Below are 12,337 nucleotides of genomic sequence, written 5' to 3'. Positions count from 1 at the left end.
GAGGAAGGCACGGCGCGCTCTTCAGGTGTCGCCGCAGGGGAAACCGTCGACCGGTTACGCCATGTGCCGCGGCTGTCACTCATAGAGATTAGTTCCCCACCCGTCACTCGGCACCTCGAGCGACCGGGCTCAGCGCGGCACGCGGACGACACCCTCCTGGATGACGGTGATGGCGAGCCGCCCGTCCTGTGTGTAGATGCGCGCCTGGCCGAGGCCGCGGCCGCCGTGCGCGGACGGCGACTCCTGGTCGTACAGCAGCCAGTCGTCGGCGCGGAAGGGGCGGTGGAACCACATCGCGTGGTCCAGGGAGGCGCCCACGACGTCCCCGACCGCCCAGCCGCCGCGGCCGTGCGCGAGCAGCACGGAGTCGAGGAGGGTCATGTCCGAGACATAGGTGGCGAGTACGACGTGCAGCAGCGGGTCGTCGTCGAGCTTGCCGTTGGTGCGGAACCACACCTGGCTGTGCGGCTCACGGGGCGCGCCGAACTGCCCGTACGGCGGCTCCTCCACGTACCTGAGGTCGATCGCCTCGCGGGCCTCGAGGAACCTCTCGACGACCTCGGGGGCGAGGTGGCCGTAGCCGCGCAGCCGCTCCTGCGAGGTGGGCAGCGTCGCCGGGTCGGGCGAGGCGGGCATGGGCGCCTGGTGCTCCAGGCCCTCCTCGTACGTCTGGAAGGACGCCGAGAGATGGAAGATCGGCTTGCCGTGCTGGACGGCGACCACGCGGCGGGTGGTGAAGGACCGGCCGTCGCGGATGCGGTCGACGGTGTACACGATCGGCGCCCCGGGATCGCCCGGGCGCAGGAAGTACGCGTGCAGCGAGTGGGCGGGCCGGTCCGCGGGGACCGTACGCCCCGCGGCGACCAGCGCCTGCGCCGCGACCTGCCCGCCGAAGACGCGGGGTACGACGGCGGAGCGGGACTGGCCGCGGAAGATGTTCTCCTCGATCTGCTCGAGGTCGAGCAGATCGAGGAGATCCTGGAGTGCCTGGCTCATGGGTAGTAGTTGTACCGGCCAGCGATTACGGCGTCCTACAGTCCCATGTCCTTCGCGATGATCGTCTTCATGATCTCGCTGGTGCCGCCGTAGATGCGGTTGACGCGGTTGTCCGCGTACAGGCGGGCGATCGGGTACTCGTTCATGTAGCCGTAGCCGCCGTGCAGCTGCAGGCAGCGGTCGATCACGCGGTGGGCGACCTCGGTGCAGAACAGCTTGGCGGAGGCGGCCTCGGCCGGGGTCAGCTCGCCGGCGTCCAGGGCCTCCGTCGCGCGGTCGGCGACGGCCTCGGCGGCGTCCACCTCGGCCTGGCAGGCGGCCAGCTCGAACTTGGTGTTCTGGAAGTGGGCGACCGGCTTGCCGAAGACCGTGCGCTCCTGCACGTACTGCTTGGCGAACCGGACGGCGGCCTTGGCCTGCGCGTAGGCGCCGAAGGCGATGCCCCAGCGCTCGGAGGCGAGGTTGTGGCCGAGGTAGTAGAAGCCCTTGTTCTCCTCGCCGAGCAGGTCCTCGACCGGAACCTTGACGTCCACGAAGGCCAGCTCGGCGGTGTCGGAGGTCTTCAGGCCGAGCTTGTCGAGCTTGCGGCCGACGGAGTAGCCCTCGGACTTGGTGTCCACGGCGAACAGGGAGATGCCGTGGCGGCGGTCCTCGGCGGTCGGCGCGGAGGTGCGGGCGCAGACGATGACGCGGTCGGCGTGGACGCCGCCGGTGATGAAGGTCTTGGCGCCGTTGAGGACGTAGTGCGTGCCGTCCTCGCTCAGCTTGGCGGTCGACTTCATGCCCGCGAGGTCGGAACCGGTGCCCGGCTCCGTCATCGCGATGGCCCACATCTCCTCGCCGGTGACGAACTTCGGCAGGTAGCGCTTCTTCTGCTCGTCGTTGGCGAGCATCTTGATGTAGGGCAGGGCGAGCAGCACGTGCACGCCGGAGCCGCCGAACTGGACGCCTGCGCGGGCGGTCTCCTCGTAGAGGACGGCCTCGAACTTGTGGCTGTCCAGGCCCGCGCCACCGAACTCCTCGGGGACGTTGATGCCGAAGATGCCCAGCTCGCCGAGCTTGTAGTAGAAGTCCCGCGGCGCCTGGCCGGCGGCGAACCACTCGTCGTAGACCGGGACGACCTCGGCCTCGATGAAGGCGCGCAGGGTCTCCCGGAACGCCTCGTGATCCTCGTTGAACACCGTACGGCGCACGCCGCCCACCTCCGCTACCTGTCTAAGCGCTTGCTCAGACTCCAAGGTACTGGTGAGTATCTTCAGCCGTCCAGGGTGACCTTGACCACGTCGGCCCGGTCAGTCCTGCCCCGCCGCCTCGAACGCCCCCCGCGCCATCCGGTGCAGCAGCGCCGCCGTGGCGCCGCGGCCGGGCAGGGTTCCCGCGCGACCCAGGTGGGGGGTGGAGTTCAGCAGGCCGAAGACCGAGTGGACGGCCGAGCGGGCCGACGGCTCGGACAGCCCCGGGTAGACCTCGCGGACCACCTCCACCCACAGCTCGACGTACTGCCGCTGGAGCTGGCGCACCAGCTTGCGGTCGCTGTCGCGCAGGCGGTCCAGCTCGCGGTCGTGCAGGGTGATGAGAGGGCGGTCGTCCAGGGCGAAGTCGATGTGGCCCTCGATGAGGGAGTCGAGGACGGCCGAGGCGCCGGTCTCCCCGTCGGCCTCCGCCAGGCGGCGCTTCGCACCCGTCAGCAGCTGGCCGCTGATGCCGACCAGCAGCTCGGCGAGCATCGCGTCCTTGCCCGGGAAGTGCCGGTACAGGCCGGGGCCGCTGATGCCCACCGCGGCACCTATCTCGTCGACGCCGACGCCGTGGAAACCGCGCTCGGCGAAGAGCCGGGCGGCCTCCTTGAGGATCTGCTCGCGGCGGGTCGGGGCGTCGGTTCTGGTGACCATGCAGGCAATTCTAGACAGCGAGGTTAGCGGTCGTTAACCTGGAGGAAATGGTTAACGCTCATTAACACGTTCGACCAACAGGTTCGATCACCGGTGAGGGGACCGCAGGATGCAGGAGGCACCGGAGCTTCGGAGCGCGGCAGATCCCGCGTCGGAGGCCTGGCGGGCCAATGAACGGGCGCATCTCGCGCTCGTGGAGGAGCTGCGCGGCAAGCTGGCCGCGGCGGCCCTCGGCGGCGGCGAGAAGGCGCGGGCCCGGCACACCGCGCGGGGCAAGCTGCTGCCGAGGGACAGGGTGGACACGCTGCTCGATGCGGGGTCGCCGTTCCTGGAGCTGGCACCCCTCGCGGCGGACGGGATGTACGACGGGCAGGCCCCGGCCGCCGGAGTGATCGCCGGGATCGGGCGGGTCAGCGGGCGCGAGTGCGTGATCGTGGCCAACGACGCCACCGTCAAGGGCGGCACGTACTACCCGATGACCGTGAAGAAGCACCTGCGCGCGCAGGAGGTGGCCCTCGACAACCGGCTGCCGTGCGTCTATCTGGTCGACTCCGGAGGCGCCTTCCTGCCCATGCAGGACGAGGTGTTCCCGGACCGCGAGCACTTCGGGCGGATCTTCTACAACCAGGCCCGGATGTCCGGCGCCGGGATCCCGCAGATCGCGGCCGTGCTCGGCTCCTGCACCGCCGGCGGGGCGTACGTGCCCGCCATGAGCGACGAGGCCGTGATCGTCCGCAACCAGGGGACGATCTTCCTCGGCGGGCCTCCGCTGGTGAAGGCCGCGACAGGCGAGGTCGTGACGGCGGAGGAGCTGGGCGGCGGCGAGGTCCACTCGCGCGTGTCCGGTGTCACCGACCACCTCGCCGAGGACGACGCGCACGCCCTCAGAATCGTGCGGAACATCGTCGCCACGCTCCCGGCCCGGCGGTCCCTGCCCTGGGAGGTGACGCCCGCCACGGAACCCAAGGTGGACCCGTACGGGCTGTACGGGGCCGTCCCGGTCGACTCCCGCACCCCGTACGACGTCCGCGAGATCATCGCCCGGATCACCGACGGCTCCCGTTTCGCCGAGTTCAAGAGCGAGTTCGGGCAGACTCTCGTCACCGGCTTCGCGCGCATCCACGGCCACCCGGTCGGGATCGTCGCCAACAACGGCATCCTGTTCTCCGAGTCCGCCCAGAAGGGCGCCCACTTCATCGAGCTGTGCGACCAGCGCGGCATCCCGCTGGTGTTCCTGCAGAACATCTCCGGGTTCATGGTCGGCAGGGACTACGAGGCGGGCGGTATCGCCAAGCACGGCGCCAAGATGGTGACGGCCGTCGCCTGCACGCGCGTGCCGAAGCTGACGGTGGTGGTCGGCGGGTCGTACGGCGCGGGCAACTACTCGATGTGCGGCCGGGCCTACTCCCCCCGCTTCCTGTGGATGTGGCCCAACGCCAAGATCTCCGTCATGGGCGGCGAGCAGGCCGCGTCCGTGCTGGCGACCGTCAAGCGGGACCAGCTGGAGGCCCGGGGAGAGTCCTGGCCCGCCGAGGACGAGGAGGCCTTCAAGGCGCCGATCCGCGCGCAGTACGAGCGCCAGGGCAACGCCTACTACGCCACCGCCCGCCTGTGGGACGACGGCGTGATCGACCCGCTCGAGACCCGTCAGGTGCTGGGCCTCGCCCTGACCGCCTGCGCCAACGCGCCTCTGGGAGAGCCCCAGTTCGGCGTCTTCCGGATGTGAGGAGGGGAACAACCGTGTTCGACACAGTGCTGGTCGCCAACCGGGGCGAGATCGCCGTACGCGTCATCCGTACGCTCCGCTCGCTGGGTGTGCGCTCGGTGGCGGTCTTCTCCGACGCCGACGCCGACGCGCGGCACGTCCGGGAGGCCGACACCGCGGTACGGATCGGTCCGGCGCCCGCGGCCGAGAGCTATCTGTCGGTGGAGCGGCTGCTGGATGCCGCCGCCCGCACCGGAGCGCAGGCCGTCCACCCCGGGTACGGCTTCCTCGCCGAGAACGCCGGCTTCGCGCGCGCCTGCGCGGAGGCGGGGCTCGTCTTCATCGGGCCGCCCGCGGACGCCATCGCGCTCATGGGCGACAAGATCCGCGCCAAGGAGACGGTGCAGGCGGCCCGGGTGCCGGTCGTGCCCGGCGGCCGGGATCCCGACCTCGCCGGGGCGGCCCGTGAACTGGGCGCGCCCGTGCTGCTCAAGCCCTCCGCCGGCGGTGGCGGCAAGGGCATGCGGCTGGTGCGGGACATGACCGTGCTGGAGGAGGAGATCGCCGCCGCCCGCCGCGAGGCCCGCGCCTCCTTCGGCGACGACACGCTGCTGGTGGAGCGGTGGATCGACCGGCCCCGGCACATCGAGATCCAGGTCCTGGCCGACGGGCACGGGAACGTCGTCCACCTCGGCGAGCGCGAGTGCTCGCTCCAGCGGCGGCACCAGAAGATCATCGAGGAGGCGCCCTCGGTCCTGCTGGACGAGCGGACGCGTGCGTCGATGGGCGAGGCGGCCGTGCAGGCGGCGCGCAGTTGCGGGTACCGGGGCGCGGGCACGGTGGAGTTCATCGTGCCGGGCGGGGACCCCGCGCAGTACTACTTCATGGAGATGAACACCCGCCTCCAGGTGGAACACCCGGTCACCGAGCTCATCACCGGGCTGGACCTGGTGGAGTGGCAGCTCAGGGTGGCCGCCGGGGAGAAGCTGGGCTTCGCTCAGGAGGATGTGACGCTCACCGGTCACGCGATCGAGGCCCGCATCTGCGCGGAAGACCCTGCGCGCGGCTTCCTGCCCTCCGGCGGCACGGTCCTCAGGCTCCGGGAACCCCAGGGCGACGGCGTCCGCACCGACTCCGGGCTCAGCGAGGGCACCGAGGTGGGCAGCCTGTACGACCCGATGCTGTCCAAGGTCATCGCATACGGCCCCGACCGCGAGACGGCACTCAGGAAGCTCCGGTCGGCCCTCGGGGAGACGGTCACGCTGGGCGTGCCGACCAACGCGGGCTTCCTGCGGCGGCTGCTGGCCCATCCGGCGGTCGTCCAGGGGGACCTGGACACCGGGCTGGTCGAACGGGTGGTGGACGAGCTGGTCACCACGGACGTGCCGGAGGAGGTGTACGAGGCGGCGGCCGCCGTACGCGCGAAGGCGTTGGAGCCCCGCACGGACGGCTGGGTCGACCCCTTCTCGGTGCCGAGCGGCTGGCGGCTGGGCGGCACCCCGAAACCGCCAGCCTTCCACCTCCGGGTCCAGGACCCGGTGACGTACACCCCGCGCGGCGCGGCGACCGTCACCGATGCCACGGTCTGCGTCACCCTCGACGGCGTCCGGCACGCCTTCCACCGCGCCGGCGACTGGATCGGCCGCGACGGCGACGCCTGGCAGGTACGGGACCACGACCCGGTGGCCGCGTCCCTCAGCCGCTCCGCGCACGCCGGCGCCGACTCCCTCACCGCGCCGATGCCGGGCACGGTGACCGTGGTCAAGGTGGCCGTCGGCGACGAGGTGGCCGCCGGGCAGAGCCTGCTGGTGGTGGAGGCGATGAAGATGGAGCACGTCATCTCCGCCCCGCACGCCGGCACGGTCGCCGAACTGGACGTGACTGCGGGCACGACGGTCGCGATGGACCAGGTGCTCGCCGTGATCGCACCGCACGACGACGAAGGGGTGGTGGCTCGGTGACCGTGAACTCTCTCCCCATGGTCGTACCGGCTTCCGACCTGCCCGCGCGGGTGCGGATCCACGAGGTCGGCGCGCGCGACGGGCTGCAGAACGAGAAGCGGACCGTGCCGGCCGAGATCAAGGCGGAGTTCATCCGCCGGCTCGCCGACGCGGGTCTGACCACGATCGAGGCGACGAGTTTCGTGCACCCCAAGTGGGTGCCCCAACTGGCCGACGCCGAGCAGCTGTTCCCGATGGTCAGCGACATGGAAGGGGTCGCGCTCCCGGTCCTGGTTCCGAACCGGCGCGGCCTGGAGCGGGCGCTGTCCCTCGGCGCCGACCGGGTCGCCGTCTTCGCCAGCGCCACCGAGTCCTTCGCGAAGGCCAACCTCAACCGCACGCTGGACGAGTCGCTGGCGATCTTCGAGCCGGTGGTGCGGCAGGCCAAGGACAGCGGCGTGCATGTGCGCGGCTATGTGTCCATGTGCTTCGGCGACCCCTGGGAGGGCGCCGTCCCGCTGCACCAGGTGGCCCGCGTCTGCACGGCCCTGAGGGACATGGGCTGCGACGAGCTGAGCCTGGGCGACACGATCGGCGTGGCCACCCCGGGCCATGTGCACGAACTGCTCAATCTGCTGAACGAGAAGGGCGTGCCGACGAACGTGATCGGCGTGCACTTCCACGACACCTACGGCCAGGCGCTCGCGAACACCTACGCGGCCCTGGAACACGGCGTGACGACCATCGACGCGTCCGCCGGGGGCCTCGGCGGCTGCCCGTACGCGAAGTCCGCCACCGGCAACCTCGCCACCGAGGACCTCGTCTGGATGCTGCAGGGCCTCGGCATCGAGACCGGGGTCGACCTCGGCCGTCTGACCGCCACCAGCGTGTGGATGGCCGCCCATCTGGACCGGCCCAGCCCGTCCCGTACCGTCCGCGCTCTCTCCCACAAGGACCAGTGATCAGCATGGACCACCGTCTCAGCCCCGAGCTGGAGGAACTCCGCCGTACGGTGGAGGAGTTCGCGCACGACGTGGTGGCGCCCAAGATCGGCGACTTCTACGAGCGGCACGAGTTCCCGTACGAGATCGTCCGCGAGATGGGCCGCATGGGCCTGTTCGGGCTGCCGTTCCCGGAGGAGTACGGCGGCATGGGCGGCGACTATCTGGCGCTCGGCATCGCCCTGGAGGAACTGGCCAGGGTCGACTCGTCGGTGGCGATCACCCTGGAGGCGGGTGTCTCGCTGGGCGCGATGCCACTGCACCTGTTCGGCACGGAGGAGCAGAAACGCGCGTGGCTGCCCCGCCTGTGCGCGGGTGAGATGCTCGGTGCCTTCGGTCTGACGGAGCCGGACGGCGGCAGCGACGCGGGCGCGACCCGCACCACGGCCCGCCTCGACCCGGACACGAACGAATGGGTGATCAACGGTACGAAGTGCTTCATCACCAACTCGGGGACGGACATCACGGGGTTGGTGACGGTCACGGCGGTGACGGGGCGCAAGCCGGACGGCAGGCCGCAGATCTCGGCGATCATCGTCCCGTCCGGCACCCCGGGCTTCACGGTGGCGGCGCCCTACTCGAAGGTCGGCTGGAACGCCTCCGACACCCGCGAGCTCTCCTTCCAGGACGTGCGCGTCCCGGCCGCCAACCTGCTCGGCGAGGAGGGCCGCGGCTACGCCCAGTTCCTGCGCATCCTGGACGAGGGCCGGATCGCCATCGCGGCCCTCGCCACCGGCCTGGCCCAGGGCTGCGTGGACGAGTCGGTGAAGTACGCCAAGGAGCGCCACGCCTTCGGCAGGCCCATCGGCGCCAACCAGGCCATCCAGTTCAAGATCGCCGACATGGAGATGAAGGCCCACACGGCCCGTCTGGCCTGGCGCGACGCCGCCTCCCGGCTGGTCGCGGGCGAACCCTTCAAGAAGGAGGCGGCCCTGGCCAAGCTGTACTCCTCCACCGTCGCCGTGGACAACGCCCGCGACGCCACCCAGATCCACGGCGGCTACGGCTTCATGAACGAGTACCCGGTGGCGCGCATGTGGCGCGACTCCAAGATCCTGGAGATCGGCGAGGGCACGAGCGAGGTGCAGCGGATGCTCATCGCACGGGAGTTGGGGCTGGTGGGCTAGTGCCCCGGCAGGCAACGTTTGCCCGTCAAGGAGCGGCGTCCGGTGCGTGCTCTGGGGGTCCCCCGGCCGAAGGCTGGGGGAGTGCCGGGTGCAAGTCCTCGTACTGGATGTACGTGGGCTTGTGCCCGGTGCGGCGAGAGTGCGTGCCGGGCGTCGCGACGGGGCGAACGTTGCCTGTTGGGGCACTGGCTTCCGCCTGCGTCGGGCCGGCCGAGAGAGCGGCGGTGATCCGGGCCGTGCAGCGGGTGAGCGGCAGGGTGCCGGCGAAGAGTGCGGTGGCGAAGCCGCTGCGCTCCAGGCTGTCGTGCGGGTCCCGGGTGGCGGCGCGCAGCCGGGCCGCTGCCGTCGCCGTCATGCCGTGCTCCGGCGCCGGAGGGTGTCGTGGAGGCGGTCGATGAGGTGGCCCTTGCGTTCGACGGTGAGATCGAAGTAGGCGGCGCTGTGCGGGGAGCGGCACACGCGGCGCACGGCGTCCTTGGCGGCCTGTTTGCGCGCGACCGCGTCCGCGGACAGGGCAAGGAGCGTCCGGTCGAGGTCCGGATGGCCGAGGACGTACGACCGCAGCCGCTCGCCGGACAGCCCGGCGCGGCCAGCCGGGGGCGCGGAGCCGAGGAGTTCCAGGAAGACGCGGTTGCTCAGTCCGTCGTGGTCCTCGTGGGTGCGGGCGCCGGCGAACTCCGGCACGAAGTCGGTGACGTCGTTGAACAGCTGGCTGGCCAGGCCGAGTTGGCGCATGGCCTCCTTCAGGGTGTCGCGCTCGTCCGCGACGACGCGCAGGGCCGCCAGCGCCGCGTCGAGCGGCATCCGGAACAGGGTGCCCGTCTTCAGCGCGGCCATCGACTCCCAGAAGCCGACCCGCTGCTCGTGCGGCGCCTCGGCCAGCTCGGCCCGGGTGCGGGGTGAGCGGGTGGCGATGTCGACGGCCTGTCCCCGGAAGCCGTCGGCCACCGATCCGAGCAGGCTGCCGACGACGGCCGGGTCGGCCGCGTGTGTCAGCGCGGCCGCGATCAGCCAGGAGCCGGTGTTGACGGCGAGCGGCACACCGTGGGTGGTGTGGAGCGCGGGTTCGCCGTAGCGGACGGCGCTGCCGTCCTGCACGTCGTCGAGCGCGACGGCGGCCTTCAGCAGCACGCGGACGGCGACGGCGGCCCGGCGGACCGCGCCGAACCCGTAGTCCCCGGCGTCCTGCTGTGCGGGGCCGCCGAATCCGCGGTAGTTGCGGTAGGCCCAGTAGACCATCGAGGGCCGCAGCGGTCGCCGGCCTCCGGGCGCTCCGGGAGCGGGCCGCAGGGCCTCCTGGCCCACCTTGGAGCCGACGGCGTCGGCGACCGGCCCGTGGAGTGCGCGCGCGAGGGCGGCGTCGTGGACGGATCCGGCCGCACCGGACGGCGCCGGGCCCAGCCTCGCGAGAAACCGGTCCAGGTCCGCCTCCAGGAGTGCGGCGTCCGTGCGGACCACCGCCTCCACCTGCACGTCCGACATCGTCGTCACACCCACCCCCGGCCGTCTCGAACCGCTCCGCACAGGAGCCGACACACGACCGAACGTAGCGGGACATGATCGGAACTGCCAGAAAAACGAGGGGAGTTGAAGGGGCGGACCACGCAACTTGACCGGATTTGTTTCCCTACCCGGTCCGCGCCGGCCGCCCCGCTCCCTGGACAACAACAAAGGTTAGGCTAACCTACCTTCGAACCTGTCCGGCGGGCGCTTCGCCCCGTTCGAAAGCAGTCATACCCATGCCCCTTGCCCCTGCCACCCACCTCACCCGCCGCGGCCTCCTCGCCGCCGGCGGCGCCGTCGGACTCGGTGCCGCGCTCGCCGCCTGCGGGGACGGCAAGGCCAAAGACAGTGGCTCCGGCAAGGGCACGACGGCCGCCCGGTCCGGGCCCTGGTCCTTCCAGGACGACCGCGGCACGACCGTGAGGCTCGACAAGGTCCCCGCGCACATCGTCGCCTTCACCGGCGTCGGCGCCGCGCTCCACGACTACGGCATCCAGGTCAAGGGCGTCTTCGGTCCGACGACGACCAAGGACGGCACGGCAGACGTACAGGCCGGCGACATGGACGTCAGCAAGGTGACGGTCCTCGGCAACGCCTGGGGCCAGTTCAACATCGAGAAGTACGCCTCGCTCGCGCCGGACGTGCTGATCACGACGATGTTCGACGGCGCCGGCACCCTCTGGTACGTCCCCGAGGAGTCGAAGAAGAAGATCGCCCAGCTGGCGCCCGGCATCGGCATCTCCGTCTACGACCGCCGGCTCACCCGGCCGCTGCAGCGCATGTGGGACCTGGCCGAATCGCTCGGCGCGGACATGAAGGCCGCCAGGGTGACCGACGCCAAGAAGCGGTTCGAGGCCGCGGCCGCCCGGCTGCGGGCCGCGGCCAAGGCCAAGCCCGGCCTCAAGGTGATGGCCGGCAGCGCGAGCGACCAGCTGTTCTACGTCTCCGGCACCAACCTCTCCGTCGACCTGGAGTACTTCAAGGCCCTCGGCGTGAACTTCGTCGAGCCGCCGGAGAGCGCCAAGAAGCAGGGCGGTGGCTGGTACGAGTCGCTGAGCTGGGAGAACGTCGACAAGTACCAGGCCGACATCATCATGCTGGACGACCGCTCGTCCGCCATCCAGCCGGCCGGCATCACCAAGCCGACATGGAAGAAGCTGCCCGCGGTGAAGGCGGGTCAGGTCATCGCCCGGTCGCCCGAACCGATCCTCTCGTACGACAAGTGCGTGCCGCTGCTCACGAACTTGGCCGAGGCCTTGGAGAAGGCGAAGAAGGTTAGCTGAGGAGCCCCCCATGACGACGGCCGTAGCCGCCCCGTTCCGATTCTTCTCCCTGCACGTTGTACGGACCCGGCGGCTGGGGCCGTCGCTCGTCCGCGTCACCTTCGGCGGAGCCGATCTGCACGCCTTCCACTCCCTCGGGCGCGACCAGTCCCTGTCGCTGTTCCTGCCGCCCCCGGGCCGGCCCGAGCCCGTCGTGCCCCTGGATCTGGGGGACGGATGGTGGCAGGCCTGGCGGGAACTGCCCGACGACGTACGGGCCGTGATGCGGTCGTACACGCTCCGCTCCCTGCGCCGCTCCCCCGACGAGATCGACATCGACTTCGCCCTGCACACCCCGGCCGGCCCCGCCTCCCGCTGGGCCTCCCGCGCCACCCCGGGCGACCGGGTGCTGCTGCTCGGGCCCGCCGTCGCCGACAACCGTGCCATTCGCTTCCGCCCGCCCGAGGACACCGACCTCGTCGTCCTGTGGGGCGACGCGACCGCCGTACCGGCCGCGACGGCCATCCTGGAGTCCCTTCCGGCCGGCACCCGCGTCCGGGCCTGGCTGGAGGTGCCGGACGCCGGTGACATCCAGGACGTGCGCACGGAGGCGGACGCGGAGATCACGTGGCTCGTACGGCACGACGGGACCCCCATGGCCGTCGACGCCGTACGAGCCGCCCGACTGCCACCGGCCGAGCGGCCCTACGTATGGATCGCGGGTGAGTCCGGGCAGGTCAAGGCGTTGCGGCGGCACTTCGTCGGCGAGCGCGGGGTGGACCGGCGGAGGGTGACCTTCGTCGGGTACTGGCGGCAGGGGATGACCGAGGAGCAACTGCGGGCCGCGGAGTAACTCGCCCGGCCCGGCAGCCCCTTGGGCGTGACTGCTGTCACGGTCGAGGCATGCCTTG

The 12,337-nt window shown here is 71.3% G+C and carries 11 protein-coding genes; 6 read left to right on the top strand and 5 right to left on the bottom strand.

Annotated features, from left to right (window positions below; all coding sequences use genetic code 11):
* Nucleotides 1-129: 129 nt before the first annotated feature.
* The 3 genes from tesB to ACFYZB_RS16800 all read right to left on the bottom strand — a co-directional run bounded on the left by tesB (nt 130) and on the right by ACFYZB_RS16800 (nt 2,888).
* Nucleotides 130-996 carry an acyl-CoA thioesterase II gene (gene tesB, locus ACFYZB_RS16810; RefSeq protein WP_351207396.1) on the bottom strand — a complete coding sequence of 289 codons (867 nt, stop codon included), beginning with the start codon at nt 994-996 and terminating at the stop codon, nt 130-132.
* A 35-nt stretch (nt 997-1,031) separates the two neighbouring features.
* Nucleotides 1,032-2,189: an acyl-CoA dehydrogenase family protein gene (locus ACFYZB_RS16805; RefSeq protein WP_351207394.1), complete on the bottom strand. Its 1,158-nt coding sequence runs from the start codon at nt 2,187-2,189 to the stop codon at nt 1,032-1,034.
* 99 nt (nt 2,190-2,288) lie between these two features.
* Nucleotides 2,289-2,888: a TetR/AcrR family transcriptional regulator gene (locus ACFYZB_RS16800; protein WP_388758982.1), complete on the bottom strand. Its 600-nt coding sequence runs from the start codon at nt 2,886-2,888 to the stop codon at nt 2,289-2,291.
* A 109-nt stretch (nt 2,889-2,997) separates the two neighbouring features.
* On the opposite strand from ACFYZB_RS16800, the gene ACFYZB_RS16795 reads away from it, so the two are divergent.
* From ACFYZB_RS16795 to ACFYZB_RS16780, 4 genes are read left to right on the top strand one after another with little or no spacing between them, the layout of a single operon-like run.
* A complete protein-coding gene (locus ACFYZB_RS16795) occupies nt 2,998-4,614 on the top strand; it encodes a carboxyl transferase domain-containing protein (protein WP_388758980.1) in 1,617 nt (538 codons plus the stop codon).
* A 14-nt stretch (nt 4,615-4,628) separates the two neighbouring features.
* Nucleotides 4,629-6,554: a biotin carboxylase N-terminal domain-containing protein gene (locus ACFYZB_RS16790; protein WP_388758978.1), complete on the top strand. Its 1,926-nt coding sequence runs from the start codon at nt 4,629-4,631 to the stop codon at nt 6,552-6,554.
* 17 nt (nt 6,555-6,571) lie between these two features.
* Complete coding sequence (locus ACFYZB_RS16785) at nt 6,572-7,495, top strand: hydroxymethylglutaryl-CoA lyase (RefSeq protein WP_388759069.1); 924 nt, start codon at nt 6,572-6,574, stop codon at nt 7,493-7,495.
* Between the two features lie 5 nt (nt 7,496-7,500).
* The gene (locus ACFYZB_RS16780; RefSeq protein ID WP_388758975.1) at nt 7,501-8,661 is read left to right on the top strand and encodes an acyl-CoA dehydrogenase family protein; all 1,161 of its coding nucleotides are present in this window, start codon (nt 7,501-7,503) and stop codon (nt 8,659-8,661) included.
* Nucleotides 8,662-8,686: 25 nt separating this feature from the next.
* Here ACFYZB_RS16780 and ACFYZB_RS16775 read toward each other — a convergent pair whose 3' ends face one another.
* Together ACFYZB_RS16775 and ACFYZB_RS16770 are read right to left on the bottom strand one after the other, a co-directional pair.
* On the bottom strand, nt 8,687-9,016 hold the full coding sequence (locus ACFYZB_RS16775) for a hypothetical protein (protein WP_388758973.1): 330 nt from the start codon (nt 9,014-9,016) through the stop codon (nt 8,687-8,689).
* The gene (locus ACFYZB_RS16770) at nt 9,013-10,143 is read right to left on the bottom strand and encodes a polyprenyl synthetase family protein (RefSeq protein ID WP_388758971.1); all 1,131 of its coding nucleotides are present in this window, start codon (nt 10,141-10,143) and stop codon (nt 9,013-9,015) included. Before ACFYZB_RS16770 ends, ACFYZB_RS16775 begins: the two co-directional genes overlap by 4 nt.
* 257 nt (nt 10,144-10,400) lie before the next feature.
* Between ACFYZB_RS16770 and ACFYZB_RS16765 the strand changes: the two genes are divergently transcribed.
* The gene (locus ACFYZB_RS16765) at nt 10,401-11,447 is read left to right on the top strand and encodes an ABC transporter substrate-binding protein (protein ID WP_388758969.1); all 1,047 of its coding nucleotides are present in this window, start codon (nt 10,401-10,403) and stop codon (nt 11,445-11,447) included.
* A gap of 10 nt (nt 11,448-11,457) precedes the next feature.
* Nucleotides 11,458-12,279, top strand: coding sequence for a siderophore-interacting protein (locus ACFYZB_RS16760; protein WP_388758967.1), 822 nt, complete (start codon nt 11,458-11,460; stop codon nt 12,277-12,279).
* Nucleotides 12,280-12,337: the final 58 nt, after the last annotated feature.

It is taken from the genome of Streptomyces sp. NPDC001852 (assembly GCF_042891825.1).
GTDB lineage: Bacteria > Actinomycetota > Actinomycetes > Streptomycetales > Streptomycetaceae > Streptomyces.
This window is presented reverse-complemented; position numbering and strand designations above follow the sequence as displayed.